This is a genomic window from Streptomyces sp. NBC_01341, assembly GCF_035946055.1.
GTDB lineage: Bacteria > Actinomycetota > Actinomycetes > Streptomycetales > Streptomycetaceae > Streptomyces.
On the sequence record NZ_CP108364.1, the window covers coordinates 5,507,587 to 5,521,484 of the forward strand.

Sequence of the window (13,898 nt, forward strand, 5' to 3'; positions counted from 1 at the left end):
CCCCTTCGGGTGGTGCGGTCAGTGCTGGGTCCTGCGGAGGCGGAAGACCAGCCCCAGGCCCTCGTCCTCGAACGGCGTGCCGTACGTGTCGTCCGCCTCGCCCTGCGCGTAGTCCAGGGCGAGCACCTCGTCCGCGATCAGAGCCGCGTGCGCGGCCAGGGCCTGCGCGGTCTCGGCGGACGTGGAGGTCCAGCGCACCGCGATGCGGTCGGCCACGTCCAGGCCGCTGTTCTTGCGGGCCTCCTGGATCAGCCGGATCGCGTCACGGGCCAGTCCGGCGGCCCGCAGCTCCGGGGTGATCTCCAGGTCCAGGGCGACCGTCGCACCCGAGTCGGAGGCCACCGACCAGCCCTCGCGCGGGGTCTCCGTGATGATGACCTCGTCGGGGGTCAGGGCGACCCGCTCGCCGTCCACCTCCACCGAGGCCGTTCCCTCGCGCAGAGCCAGGCTCAGCGCCGCTGCGTCAGCGTTCGCGACGGCCTTGGCCACCGCCTGGACGCCCTTGCCGAAGCGCTTGCCCAGTGCGCGGAAGTTCGCCTTGGCCGTGGTGTCGACCAGCGAGCCGCCGCCCGCCGGACCGGCGGAGTCGGCGAGGGACGCCAGCGAGGAGACGTTCAGCTCCTCGGTGATCTGGGCGCGGAGCTCGGGCGTGAGGGACTCGAAGCCCGAGGCCGCGACCAGGGCCCGCGACAGCGGCTGCCTGGTCTTCACCCCCGATTCGGCACGCGTGGCCCGGCCCAGCTCGACCAGGCGGCGTACGAGGGCCATCTGCGAGGAGAGCGTGGGGTCGATCGAGGCCGGGTCCGCCTTCGGCCACGTGGACAGGTGCACCGACTCCGGGGCGTCCGGGCTGACCGGGACGATCAGGTCCTGCCAGACCCGTTCCGTGATGAACGGGGTCAGGGGAGCCATCAGCCTGGTGACCGTCTCCACGACCTCGTGCAGCGTCCGCAGGGCCGCCTTGTCGCCCTGCCAGAAGCGGCGGCGCGAGCGGCGGACGTACCAGTTGGACAGGTCGTCGACGAACGCCGAGAGCAGCTTGCCGGCGCGCTGGGTGTCGTACGCCTCCAGCGCCTTGGTGACCTCGTCGACCAGGGTGCCGAGCTCGCTCAGCAGCCAGCGGTCCAGGACGGTGCGCTCGGCGGGCGCCGGGTCGGCCGCCGAGGGCGCCCAGTCCGACGTACGGGCGTACAGGGCCTGGAAGGCCACCGTGTTCCAGTAGGTGAGGAGCGTCTTGCGGACGACCTCCTGGATGGTGCCGTGGCCCACCCGGCGCGCTGCCCAGGGGGAGCCGCCGGCCGCCATGAACCAGCGGACGGCGTCGGCGCCGTGCTGGTCCATCAGCGGGATCGGCTGGAGGATGTTGCCCAGGTGCTTGGACATCTTGCGGCCGTCCTCGGCGAGGATGTGGCCCAGGCAGACGACGTTCTCGTAACTCGACTTGTCGAAGACGAGGGTGCCGACCGCCATCAGCGTGTAGAACCAGCCGCGCGTCTGGTCGATGGCCTCCGAGATGAACTGCGCCGGGTAACGGCTCTCGAAGACCTCCTTGTTCTTGTACGGGTATCCCCACTGCGCGAACGGCATCGAACCCGAGTCGTACCAGGCGTCGATGACCTCGGGGACGCGGTACGCCTCCAACTGGCAGTTCGCGTGCGAGCACGTGAAGGTGATCTCGTCGATGAACGGGCGGTGCGGGTCCAGGTCCGACTGGTCCGCTCCGGTCAGCTCGGTGAGCTCCGCGCGCGAGCCCACGCAGGTGAGGTGGTCGTCCTCGCAGCGCCAGATCGGCAGCGGTGTGCCCCAGTAGCGGTTGCGCGACAGCGCCCAGTCGACGTTGTTGTTCAGCCAGTCGCCGAAGCGGCCGTTCTTGACGGAGTCCGGGTACCAGTTGGTCTTCTCGTTCTCCTGGAGCAGCCGGTCCTTGACCGCCGTCGTGCGGATGTACCAGGACGGCTGCGCGTAGTAGAGCAGGGCCGTGTGGCAGCGCCAGCAGTGCGGGTAGCTGTGCTCGTACGGGACGTGGCGGAAGAGCTTGCCGCGTGCCGCCAGGTCCTCGGTGAGCGCCTCGTCGGCCTTCTTGAAGAACACGCCGCCGACCAGCGGGACGTCCTCCTCGAACGTGCCGTCGGGGCGGACCGGGTTCACGACCGGCAGGCCGTACGACCGGCAGACCACGAGGTCGTCGGCGCCGAACGCGGGGGACTGGTGGACCAGACCCGTACCGTCCTCGGTCGTCACGTACTCGGCGTTGACGACGAAGTGCGCCTCGGCCGGGAACTCCACCAGCTCGAACGGCCGCTCGTAGGTCCAGCGCTCCATCTCCCGGCCCGTGAACGACTGCCCGGTGAGCTCCCAGCCCTCGCCCAGAGCCTTCTCGACCAGCGGCTGTGCGACGACCAGCTTCTCCTCGCCGTCCGTCGCGACGACGTAGGTGACGTCCGGGTGCGCGGCGACGGCGGTGTTGGAGACCAGGGTCCAGGGGGTCGTCGTCCAGACCAGCAGTGCCGCCTCGCCCGCGAGCGGGCCGCTCGTCAGCGGGAAACGCACGAAGACCGAGGGGTCGACGACCGTCTCGTAGCCCTGGGCGAGCTCGTGGTCCGAGAGACCGGTGCCGCAGCGGGGGCACCAGGGGGCGACGCGGTGGTCCTGGACCAGAAGGTCCTTGTTGAAGATCTCCTTCAGCGACCACCACACGGAGTCGACGTACTCCGGGTCCATGGTGCGGTAGGCGTCGTCCAGGTCGACCCAGTACCCCATGCGGGTCGTGAGCTCGGCGAAGGCGTCGGTGTGGCGCGTCACGGACTCGCGGCACTTGGCGTTGAACTCGGCGATGCCGTACGCCTCGATGTCCTTCTTGCCGTTGAAGCCCAGCTCCTTCTCCACCGCGAGCTCGACCGGCAGGCCGTGGCAGTCCCAGCCGGCCTTCCGGCCGACGTGATAGCCCTGCATGGTGCGGAAGCGCGGGAAGACGTCCTTGAAGACGCGGGCCTCGATGTGGTGGGCGCCGGGCATGCCGTTGGCGGTCGGCGGGCCCTCGTAGAAGACCCACTCGGGGCGGCCCTCGGACTGGTCGAGGCTCTTGGCGAAGACCTTGCCGTCGCGCCAGAAGTCGAGCACGGCGTGCTCGAGGGCGGGCAGGTCGACCTGGGCGGGTACCTGGCGGTACTGCGGCGATGTCATGTGCGGGCTTCCTCCGGCGGACGTCTTCCACTTCCGTCGGAGGGACGAGAGCCAGGGCTCCCGCGGTACCACCCTCCTTGGCCCCGGGCGTGCGCCCGTGGCCCCCTCATTGGGGTCGCGACGCCGGGTCTAATGGCCCTGTGCCCGCGGGCGGAGCCCACGCGTCCAGAGCGTTCTTCCGGCGGCTCCGGGGTGATCTTCACGACGCGCTCGCCCCCGGGCTTCCACCGTCCCCGGGTCGCTGCCGGCTGCGTACGACGCTACTCGTCCCGTCCATGCCTCTCGCTGCGGCCAGTGTACGGGCCCGTACGGGCGACGGCCGACCGGTTTATCCGCCGGGCGGGGCGTGACCCGAATGGCCAGGCGGCCCGGCAGGAGTCCGGAAGCGGTCCCGGAGGGTGGGCCCGGGCGGATTACCCCGCGGGGAGCTGGGCACAACGCTTGGAGGCGCGCCACCGCCCGGACGCGGGGAGGGGCGAACCGGCGGCGTGCCCCGTTGCCGCGGAGCTGGGGTCGATTTATCGTCCCAGCACGATTCGCGTGCAAGATCACACTATGTGAAGGGGCCGCGGCCATGGTGGCGAAGAAGACCGCCGGATCGAGAACGGCGTCCGAGAGATCCACGGCCGCGGCTGCCGGGGAGAGCCCCGGGAGCGACGGCGAGCAGGACGCCGCGGAGGCGGCCCAGGAGAAGCCGGTGAGGAAGCCGGCGAAGAAGGCGGCCGGGAGGACGGCGAAGAAGGCCGCGGAGCGTCCACCCGACGAGGCGGCGCACCACGGGCCCGTGAAGAAGAGCACGGCGAAGAAGAGCACGGCCAAGAAGAGCGCAGCCAAAAAGGCTTCGAAGAAGGCAACGGGGGCGGCGGATGCCGCAGAGCAGACAGGAGCCCACACGGTGGTAGCCAAGAAGAGCGCCGGCCGGACCACGGCTGTCGGAAAGGGCGCCGCCACGGCGGTGCCCCAGGCACGCGCCGCCGCGACGGCTCCCGGGGAACTCGCGGTCCGGCCCGGGGAGGACCCCTGGACGCCGGAGGAGGTCGACGCGGCCCGGTCGGAGCTGACCGGCGAGGCCGCCCGGCTGCGCAGCGAGCTGGAGGCCTCGGGAGCGGCCCTGGCGGGCCTGATGCGCGACTCCGGGGACGGGGCCGGGGACGACGACGCCGACACCGGCACGAAGAACATCACCCGTGAGCACGAGCTGTCCCTGGCCGCCCACGCCCAGGAGACGCTCGACCAGACGGAGCGCGCCCTCGCCCGCCTTGACGCCGGGACGTACGGCCTCTGCGAGGTCTGCGGCAACCCCATCGGGAAGGCCCGGATGCAGGCCTTCCCCCGGGCCACGCTCTGCGTCGAGGACAAGCAGAAGCAGGAGCGGCGGGGCCAGTGACCCGGACGCCGGGCTGTCCGGGGCCTGAGACCCCGGACAGCCCGGGTGTGTCGTACCCTCGTCCTCAGTCAGGCACCTAGGTTGAGGGACTCACGTGGCAGAGGCGGAGCGCATCATCGGTACGCCGGACATCCCCGATGCCGAGGGGGCCGACGGGGCTGAGCCCCACAAGTCCTCCGAGGACCCGGCCGAGTCCGGGCGCGACGGCACGGGCGCCGGGCGTGGCAGGAAGAAGATCCTGGTGCTCCTCGGGGTGGCGGTCCTCGCCTACCTGCTGGACCTGATCAGCAAGATGATCGTGGTCGCGAAGCTGGAGCACGAGGAGCCCATCGAGATCTTCGGAGACTGGCTCAAGTTCGACGCGATCCGCAACGCGGGCGCCGCCTTCGGGATCGGCGAGGCGTTCACCGTGATCTTCACGGCCATCGCCGCCGTCGTGATCATCGTCATCGTCCGGCTGGCCCGCAAGCTCTACAGCCTGCCCTGGGCGATCGCGCTCGGCCTGCTGCTCGGCGGGGCGCTCGGCAACCTCACCGACCGGATCTTCCGCGCTCCGGGGGTCTTCAAGGGCGCTGTGGTCGACTTCATCGCCCCCGCCCACTTCGCCGTCTTCAACCTCGCGGACTCCGCGATCGTGTGCGGCGGAATCCTCATCGTGATCCTCTCCTTCAAGGGCCTGGACCCCGACGGCACCGTGCACAAGGACTAGCGGGCGCAAGGCATACTCGACGGGTGAGTACGTATCCCGAGGTCCGCACCCTGCCCGTACCCGACGGCCTGGAGGGCGAGCGTGTCGACGCCGCCATCTCCCGCATGTTCGGTTTCTCCCGCACGAAGGCCGCCGAGCTGGCCGCCGCCGGGAAGGTGCAGGTGGACGGTGCGGTGGCCGGGAAGTCCGAGCGGGTGCACGGAGGCGCCTGGATGGAGGTCGAGATGCCTCAGGCAGCCGCCCCGGTCCAGATCGTCGCCGAGCCCGTCGAGGGCATGGAGATCGTCCATGACGACGACGACATCGTCGTCATCATGAAGCCGGTCGGCGTCGCCGCCCACCCCAGCCCCGGCTGGACCGGCACCACCGTCATCGGGGGCCTCGCGGCGGCCGGCTACCGCATCTCCACGTCGGGCGCCGCGGAACGCCAGGGCATCGTGCACCGGCTGGATGTCGGCACCTCGGGGCTGATGGTCGTCGCCAAGTCCGAGCGGGCGTACACCCTGCTCAAGGCCCAGTTCCGCGACCGTGTCGTCGAGAAGAAGTACCACGCGCTGGTCCAGGGGCACCCCGACCCGATGAGCGGCACGATCGACGCCCCCATCGGCCGTCACCCGCAGCACGACTACAAGTGGGCCGTCACCGCCGAGGGCAAGCCCTCCGTGACGCACTACGACCTCATCGAGGCCTACCGCGCGGCGAGCCTGCTCGACATCAAGCTGGAGACCGGGCGCACCCACCAGATCCGGGTGCACATGTCGGCGCACCGGCACCCCTGCGTCGGCGACCTGACGTACGGCGCCGACCCCACGCTGGCCAAGCGCCTCGGCCTCACCCGGCAGTGGCTGCACGCGGTCCGTCTGGGCTTCGAGCACCCCGCCGACGGCAGCTGGGTCGAGTTCGCCAGCACCTACCCGGACGACCTCCGCCAGGCCCTCGACACCATCGCGGCGGAGAGCGAATGAGTTCCGGTACCGCCGCGTACACCACCCGCAGGGCACTGGAGGAGAGCGATCTCGCGGCCTGCTTCCAGGTGCGCAAGGAAGTCTTCGTCGGCGAGCAGCACGTGCCCGAGGACATCGAGTACGACGCCCACGACGCCACGGCGGTGCACGTCCTCGCCGTCGCCTCGGACGGTTCCGCGCTCGGCACGGGAAGGCTGCTGCACGGCGCGGCGGCGGCCGACCGCACCGACGGCGACCTCACGGCCGGTTCGCTCGGACGGCTCGCGGTGACTCGCGCCGCCCGCGGCCTCGGTGTCGGAGCGGCCCTGGTCCGCGCCATCGAGGACGAGGCACGCACGCTGGGCCTGGCCCGCGTGGACCTGCACGCCCAGACGCACGCCCTCGGCTTCTACGAGCGGCTGGGGTACCGCGCGTACGGCCCCGAGTTCGACGACGCCGGGATGCCGCACCGCGCGATGCGCCGCCCGCTCTGACCGTACGGCCCGCCGGGGCTGCCACCGGTCCACCGGTCCGGCGTGACAGGCTGGGCGCCTGACCTGTTGATCGGGCCGAAGGCGACACCCGTCACGAGGGTGTCGACGATCTGCCAGAACGACCGGCCGGTGAGCCGCCCGAGGACGTCGTCGGCGTCAGCGGTGTGCTCGGCGACGCTCGGTGTCCGGGCGGACACGACGGCGGAGCAGGCCCTGGAACGCGAACCGGCGATCCGGGCGGCGAAGGCGGCCAAGCGGCGTCTCAAGGAGATCGAGGACGCCGAGGACTTCCCCGACGAGGTCCTGGAACGGCTGCAGCGCGCTGCGTACGACATCGGGGCCCGGATCAGCCCCGACATGGTCGACGAGGAGCGGCGGGAGGCCTACGCCCGGCGTACAGAGCGGGTCAGGGCTGTGGGCCGGGTGCAGCGCGAACTGCTGTCCGCCGCCCGCCACGAGGTGCTCTCGGCCCGCAGCGAGCCCGGTTCGGACCCGGAGGTCGTGGACCGGGTGCGGCGGTACCTGGACGTGCGCAGCCTCCGCTGACGCCGCCGGCCTGGGAGCGTCAGCCGCGCCCGGTGCGGGGGGCCTTGTCCTGGTCGGCCGACCACCCGTTGGTGGACGTGCGGCCAGGCTCGGCGCCGGTCAGCTCCCGCCAGTGGTCCCCGGGCGGAAGCGCCGCGGGCGATGTCACGATCCGCGGGAGCGCGTACGGGTGGTGGTCGCGAAGCCAGCCGATCAGCTGCTCCCGCACGGCGCAGCGCACCGTCCAGATGTCGTCCGCGTCCTTCGCCGTGACCACGGCCCGCACCTGGATCGTCGACGGGGTGGTGTCGGTCACGGCCAGGGACCAGTCACGGCCGTCCCAGGCGGCACACTCACCGAGGATCTCGCGGAGCTTGTCCCGCATCGCCGGGATCGGCGCGGAGTGGTCCAGCTGGAGGAAGACCGTGCCGGTCATCTGCACCCCGCCACGCGACCAGTTCTCGAACGGCTTGCTCGTGAAGTACGACACGGGCATGGTGATACGCCGCTCGTCCCAGGTCCGCACGGCGAGGAAGGTCAGGGTGATCTCCTCCACGGTGCCCCACTCGCCGTCCACCACCACGGTGTCACCGATCCGCACCATGTCGCCGAAGGCGATCTGGAACCCCGCGAAGAGGTTGCCGAGCGTCGACTGGGCGGCGACACCGGCGACGATGCCGAGGACACCGGCGGAGGCCAGCATCGACGTGCCGACGGTGCGCATCGCCGGGAAGGTGAGCAGCATCGCCGCGACGGCCACCGTCGCCACCACGGCGGTCACCACGCGCTGGATCAGCGTGACCTGGGTGCGGACCCGTCGGACACGGGCGGGATCACGGGTGCCCGTCGCGTAACGCGCGTACGAGGACTGCACCACGGTGGCGGCGACGCGGATGACCAGCCAGGCCGACGCCGCGATCAGCACGAGGGTCAGCACCTGGCTGATCCCGGGCCGGTGCTCCAGCACGATCTCCAGCCGGAGCTGGCCGTAGCTGGCCCTGAGCAGCGCCGTGCACAGCACCAGCTGAAGGGGTGGCCGGCAGCGCCTCAGCAGGCCCCAGACGGGTGTCTCGTGATGCCTGCTGTCGGCCCGCCGCAGCAGCAGGTCCACCAGCCAGCCCACCAGCAGGGTGATCACCAGCGACCCGCCCACCACGAGCAGCGGCCGCAGTACGTTCTCCATTCCGTCGTCCTCCAAGAGTCGGGGGCGCGCCTGGCACCATGGACCGCATGAACATCATGCTTTTCCACTCGACCTACGGTCTGAGGCCGGCCGTGCACGCGTCTGCCGACCGGCTGCGCGCAGCCGGGCACGAGGTGCGCGTGCCCGATCTCTTCGAGGGGCACACCTTCGGGACGGTCGAGGAGGGAATGGCCTTCAAGGACCAGGTGGGCAAGGACGAGCTGCTCAAGCGGGCCGTGCTGGCCGCCGCGCCCTACTCCGACCAGGGCCTCGTGTACGCGGGATTCTCCTTCGGCGCGTCGGTGGCGCAGACCCTCGCACTCGGTGACGCGAAGGCCCGCGGCCTGCTGCTGCTCCACGGGACGTCGGACATCGCGGAGAGCGCCTCGGTCGACGAGCTGCCCGTGCAGCTGCACGTCGCCGACCCCGACGCCTTCGAGTCGCCGGACTGGCTGAACAGCTGGTACCTCCAGATGCAGCGGACGGGGGCCGACGTCGAGGTCTACCGCTATCCCGGGGCAGGGCACCTCTACACCGACCCGGACCTGCCCGACTTCGACCAGGCCGCCGCCGACCTGACCTGGAAGGTCTCGATCGGCTTCCTCGCCACGCTGTAGGCCGTCGGCGGGGCGGCGCACCCTTGGGCGTGCGGCCCCGCCGGAGCGCCGGCGGTCAGCGCACGGGGGCGCTGACCCGCTCGATCCTCTGGGTGCCGTTGAGCGTGCGGTAGGAACGGACCCAGGACGACGTCGCGTCCTTGGCGGTCTTGTCGGACACGGCGTAGTAGTCCATCTGGGAGCGCTCGGGCGTCACGTCGAGGACGCCGTAGCCGTGCGAGTCCAGATCGACCCATTTCACATGGCGGTTGGCCGTCCTCACCGCCGCTGCCGCGACGAGCGACACCGTCTGGGGTGCCACCCGCAGGATGTCGTCCAGGTTGTCCGAGGTCACCGAGGTCACGACGAACTCGGTCGCCGCCGAGGCGGACAGCGGGTAGGTCGCCGCCTTCACGGGGACGTCGTTGGCCCATGCCATGTGGATGTCCCCGGTCAGGAAGACCGTGTTGCGGATCCCCCTGTCACGCAGGTGGGAGATGAGCTCCTTGCGGTCGTCCGTGTAGCCGTCCCACTGGTCGACGTTGACCGCCAGCCCCTCCGCGGGCAGTCCCAGCAGCTCCGCGAGGGGGGCCAGCAGATGGGCCGGGAGTGCGCCGAAGGCGACCGGGGAGATCATCACGGAGGTGCCGACCAGCTTCCACGCGGCGTCCGATCCGGCGAGCCCGGCCTTCAGCCAGTCCAGTTGAGCCCGCCCGGTGATCGAACGCTCCGGGTCGTCCACGGCACCGTTGCCGACCGACGCCTGTTCGGACCGGAAGCTGCGCAGGTCGAGCAGGTGCAGTTCGGCCAGGCTGCCGAAGCCCAGGCGCCGGTATACGGTCCCCTCCGTGGAGGCGCGGACCGGCATCCACTCGAAGTAGGCCTGCTTCGCCGCGGCCACCCGGGCGGTCCACGCGCCCTCGGTACCGGGGGTGTGGTTCTCCGCCCCGCCCGACCAGGCGTCGTTGGCGAACTCGTGGTCGTCCCATATCGCGATCACCGGGTGGGCGGCGTGCAGGGACTGGAGGTCGGTGTCCGTCTTGTACGTGGCGTGCCGGGTGCGGTAGTCGGCGAGGGTGAGGATCTCGTGCGACGGGGCGTGCGGGCGTACGACCGTGTCCTGCGTGGGGTAACTGCCCGACGCGTACTCGTAGATGTAGTCGCCCAGGTGCAGGACGGCGTCCAGGTCGGCACGGGCCGCCAGGTGCCGGTACGGCGAGAACCAGCCCGCCTCCCAGTTGGCGCAGGACACGACGCCGAAGCGGACCCCGGGGACGGCCGCGTCCCTGGCGGGCGCCGTGCGGGTGCGGCCCGCGGGGGAGAGCACCGTCTGCCCGGTGCCGCGCGCCGAGAACCTGAACCAGTACGCCGTGGCGGGGCGCAGCCCGCGGACGTCGGCCTTGACGGTGTGGTCGGAGGCCGCCCGGGCCACCGTCGTGCCCCGGGTGGCGATCCGGGAGAACGCCTTGTCCTCCGCGATCTCCCAGTCCACCTCCGTGTCGGCGCCCAGGCCCGAACCGGGCACCGCGTCCGGGGTGGGGGTGACGCGGGTCCACAGGAGTATCCCGTCGGGCAGCGGGTCCCCGGAGGCGACGCCGTGCAGGAAGGCAGGGCCGTCGGCCGCCTGTGCGGCGGTGGCGGCCGCGAGGACGGGAGCGGCGACTGCGGTGGCGGCGGCGGCCTTGACGACCGTGCGGCGGCTGGGTGCTGCTGAGAGGTGTCTGGTCACGGACGATGACCCTACTGGCGAGTAGAGCGAACGGGCGGGCGAACTGGGTACGTTCGCCCGCCCGTTGGCCGGATGACGCCTGGAATTGTTCCCGTCGCCCTCGGCGGGCGGCGGTTCTCCCGTCAGCCCTTGAGAGCCGCGGTGATCGCCTTGTCGAAGTCGGCCACCGTCATGGGGGCGTTCTTGCTGCCCTCCGCGGTGAGTGTCTTGCCGTCCATCTTCAGGGTCGGGGTGCCCTGGACGCCGCTCTTGTCGAACGCCTTGGACATCTTGATCGCCCAGGCGTCGTACGTGCCGTCCTCGACGTCCTTCTTGAACGCCGCGTTGCCCTTCAGCGCGTCCACCGTGTCCGCCACCTCGATGAGGTAACTGTCCTTGGCGAACTTGTCGCTGGTCTCCTCGGGGTGGTACTTCGCGGAGTAGAGCGCGGCCTTGTACTCCAGGAAGGCCTCGGGGCTCACATCGAGCGCCGCGCCCAGTGCGCTCAGGGCGTTCTTCGAACCCTCGCCGCTGTCCGAGTTGTCGATGAAGGTCGCGCCGACGTACTTGATCTTGTACTTTCCGGCGTCGACGTCGCCGGTCACCGTCTTGCCGACCGTCTGCTCGAAGGTGGCGCAGATCGGGCAGCGCGAGTCCTCGTACAGCTCCAGGGTCTTCTTGGCGTCGGCCTTGCCGATGACGACGGTCGTGCCGTCGGCGCCCGAGGTGTTCTTCGGGGCGGTGACGTTCTTCGCGTCGGCCGCGGCCTCCCAGGCGGAGGGCTTGTTCAGCTGCATCACGCCGTAGCTGACGCCGCCCGCGATCGCCAGCACGGCGAGGACGGAGACGCCGACGACGATCTGCTTGCGGGTCTTGTCCTTCTTGACCTGGCGCTCGCGCTCCACGCGCAGCCGCTCGCGGGCGGCGGACTTGTTGGCCTGGCTGTTGCGGTTGCTCATGGGTGTACTCCGTAGGTGTGGGGGTGACTCAGGGGTCCTTCCGCGTACTCAGGCGAAGGTGCGGGCCGAGCGCGGAGGGCCCCTCCGTCCCACGGAGTGCACGAGGAAGCGGGCAGGGGCGAGCGGGTGGGGGCGGGCGGCGCGGCTGATGCCCGGCCGGGTGCGCCGTCCCGTCGCACGGGTCGCGGCGGCGGCGGTCAGCAGCGGCCGGAAGGCGAAGTCGGCCGCGGAGCGCAGGAGCCCGGCGAGCGCCGACTCCCCGCGGCGCAGCCAGGCCGCGGCCAGCAGCCCGACCGAGACGTGCGCGGCCAGCAGCAGCCACGGCACGGCCGGTCCGGGCGATGCCAGCAGGGCGGCGTGACCGCCGGCGCCGGCGGCGGCCACCCCGGCCAGCGGTGTGCCGACTGAGGCGACACCGGAGATCCCGTCGGGGCCCGCCCCGGCCTCACCGCCGCAGAGCACGTCGACGCCCACGGAGCGCAGCGGCCCCGCGATCGGACCGCCCGCCGCGCCGTAGCAGAGGTGCTGGCCCGTGGTGAACACCGTGTCGGCCGCCAGCTCCAGCGGAACCAGCAGCCCGGCGATCGCCCCGAAACCGCGCTCCCGGCCCGCCAGTGCGAAGGCCGCGGCGAAGACGGCGGCAGCCAGCAGGGCGACCGCCGTCACCGGCAGAGGGACCCGGGAGAGCAGCACATGGGACGCGGAGGAGAGCGTGACGACGAGCGCGGTGAACAGCGCCGCGCGTACCGCTCTGATCTGGGTCCCTGATACGTCCATCGCCGGAGAGTGTGCCATGCGTTCCTGTAAGCGAGCCCTAAGGACCCTGCCGGGCCCGGCCTACAGGCCCGGGATACGGCCGTTGCGGAAGAGGTCCACGAAGATCTGGTGGTCGGCACGGGCCCGCGCGCCGTAGCTGTGAGCGAAGTCGACCAGCAGCTCCGCGAAGCCCTCCTCGTCCGCCGCGATGGCCGCGTCGATGGCGCGCTCGGTGGAGAACGGCACCAGCGAGTGACCGCTCTCGTCGTCGGCCGCCGAGTGCATCGTCGCCGTGGCCCGGCCGAGGTCGGCGACCACCGCCGCGATCTCCTCGGGCTCGTCGATGTCGGACCAGTCCAGGTCCACCGCGTACGGGGAGACCTCGGCGACCAGCTGACCGGAGCCGTCCAGCTCGGTCCAGCCCAGCCACGGGTCCGCGTGGGCCTGGAGCGCGCGCTGCGAGATCACCGTGCGGTGCCCCTCGTGCTGGAAGTACTCACGCACGGCCGCGTCGGTGATGTGCCGGGAGACCGCGGGGGTCTGCGCCTGCTTGAGGTAGATCACGACGTCGTTCTCCAGGGCGTCGCTGTTGCCCTCCAGGAGGATGTTGTACGACGGCAGACCGGCCGATCCGATGCCGATGCCCCGCCGCCCGACGACGTCCTTGACCCGGTAGGAGTCGGGCCGGGTCAGGCTCGACTCCGGCAGCGTCTCCAGGTAGCCGTCGAACGCGGCGAGGACCTTGTAGCGCGTGGCGGCGTCCAGGTCGATCGCACCGCCGCCGGCCCCGAAGCGGCGCTCGAAGTCCCGGATCTCCGTCATCGAGTCCAGCAGGCCGAACCGGGTGAGGGAACGGGCCACGCGGAGCGCTCCCAGCAGCGGGCCGTCCGCGGTGTCCAGGGTGAAGGGCGGCACCTCGTCGTTCTTGGCGCCCGTCGCGAGTGCGTGGATCCGCTCACGGTAGGCGGCGGCGAAGACCCGGACGAGCTCGGAGATCTGGTCGTCGCCCAGCGCCTTCGCGTAGCCGATCAGGGCGACGGAGGCGGCGAAGCGCTTGAGGTCCCAGGTGAACGGGCCGACGTAGGCCTCGTCGAAGTCGTTGACGTTGAACACGAGGCGGCCGTTGGCGTCCATGTAGGTGCCGAAGTTCTCGGCGTGCAGGTCGCCGTGGATCCAGACCCGGCTGGTCCGCTCGTCCAGGTACGGGCCGCCGTTCTGCTCGCGGTCCAGGTCGGAGTAGAACAGGCCGGCCGAGCCCCGGTAGAAGGCGAACGCGGAACCCGCCATCTTGCGGAACTTGACCCGGAAGGCTGCGGGATCCGCGGCGAGGAGCTCGCCGAACGCGGTGTCGAAAACGGCGAGAATCTGCTCCCCGCGCTGCTCTGCGCCGGTCTGCGTGTCCGACATCGCTGGGTGCCTCCTGGGTGCATTGCGTTCATGACAAATGGGACGGG

Annotated in this window: 11 protein-coding genes and 1 pseudogene; 6 read left to right on the plus strand and 6 right to left on the minus strand. The window is 71.3% G+C overall.

The features are described from left to right. Positions 1 to 18: 18 nt before the first annotated feature. On the minus strand, positions 19 to 3,183 hold the full coding sequence (gene ileS, locus OG206_RS24210) for an isoleucine--tRNA ligase (RefSeq protein ID WP_327119502.1): 3,165 nt from the start codon (positions 3,181 to 3,183) through the stop codon (positions 19 to 21). Between the two features lie 574 nt (positions 3,184 to 3,757). On the opposite strand from ileS, the gene OG206_RS24215 reads away from it, so the two are divergent. From OG206_RS24215 to OG206_RS24235, 5 genes and pseudogenes are all read left to right on the plus strand, one after another. Further along, positions 3,758 to 4,570 carry a TraR/DksA family transcriptional regulator gene (locus tag OG206_RS24215; RefSeq protein WP_327119504.1) on the plus strand — a complete coding sequence of 271 codons (813 nt, stop codon included), beginning with the start codon at positions 3,758 to 3,760 and terminating at the stop codon, positions 4,568 to 4,570. 94 nt (positions 4,571 to 4,664) lie between these two features. After that, positions 4,665 to 5,279, plus strand: coding sequence for a signal peptidase II (lspA, locus tag OG206_RS24220; RefSeq protein WP_327119506.1), 615 nt, complete (start codon positions 4,665 to 4,667; stop codon positions 5,277 to 5,279). A 23-nt stretch (positions 5,280 to 5,302) separates the two neighbouring features. After that, the gene (locus tag OG206_RS24225; protein WP_327119508.1) at positions 5,303 to 6,244 is read left to right on the plus strand and encodes an RluA family pseudouridine synthase; all 942 of its coding nucleotides are present in this window, start codon (positions 5,303 to 5,305) and stop codon (positions 6,242 to 6,244) included. Then, positions 6,241 to 6,717 (plus strand): GNAT family N-acetyltransferase, encoded by a 477-nt coding sequence (locus tag OG206_RS24230; protein ID WP_327119510.1) that lies wholly within the window; start codon positions 6,241 to 6,243, stop codon positions 6,715 to 6,717. The genes OG206_RS24225 and OG206_RS24230 overlap by 4 nt, the downstream gene beginning before the upstream one ends. A 177-nt stretch (positions 6,718 to 6,894) precedes the next feature. Next, a pseudogene (locus tag OG206_RS24235) lies at positions 6,895 to 7,263 on the plus strand (Na+/H+ antiporter); the annotation flags it as partial. A gap of 19 nt (positions 7,264 to 7,282) precedes the next feature. On the opposite strand, the gene OG206_RS24240 reads toward OG206_RS24235, so the two are convergent. After that, a complete protein-coding gene (locus OG206_RS24240) occupies positions 7,283 to 8,425 on the minus strand; it encodes a mechanosensitive ion channel family protein (RefSeq protein ID WP_327119512.1) in 1,143 nt (380 codons plus the stop codon). Positions 8,426 to 8,463: 38 nt separating this feature from the next. Here OG206_RS24240 and OG206_RS24245 point away from each other — a divergent pair, with 38 nt between their 5' ends. Further along, entirely contained in the window at positions 8,464 to 9,042 is a 579-nt protein-coding gene (locus OG206_RS24245; RefSeq protein ID WP_327119514.1) for a dienelactone hydrolase family protein, read from the plus strand. Between the two features lie 55 nt (positions 9,043 to 9,097). Here OG206_RS24245 and OG206_RS24250 read toward each other — a convergent pair whose 3' ends face one another. The 4 genes from OG206_RS24250 to OG206_RS24265 form a co-directional block, all read right to left on the minus strand. Continuing rightward, on the minus strand, positions 9,098 to 10,750 hold the full coding sequence (locus OG206_RS24250) for an alkaline phosphatase D family protein (protein WP_327119516.1): 1,653 nt from the start codon (positions 10,748 to 10,750) through the stop codon (positions 9,098 to 9,100). A gap of 122 nt (positions 10,751 to 10,872) precedes the next feature. Then, positions 10,873 to 11,688 (minus strand): DsbA family protein, encoded by an 816-nt coding sequence (locus OG206_RS24255; protein WP_327119518.1) that lies wholly within the window; start codon positions 11,686 to 11,688, stop codon positions 10,873 to 10,875. Positions 11,689 to 11,736: 48 nt separating this feature from the next. Further along, positions 11,737 to 12,465: a hypothetical protein gene (locus OG206_RS24260; RefSeq protein WP_327119520.1), complete on the minus strand. Its 729-nt coding sequence runs from the start codon at positions 12,463 to 12,465 to the stop codon at positions 11,737 to 11,739. Positions 12,466 to 12,525: 60 nt separating this feature from the next. After that, positions 12,526 to 13,851, minus strand: a complete 1,326-nt coding sequence (locus tag OG206_RS24265; RefSeq protein WP_327119522.1) for a DUF2252 domain-containing protein — start codon at positions 13,849 to 13,851, stop codon at positions 12,526 to 12,528. Positions 13,852 to 13,898: the final 47 nt, after the last annotated feature.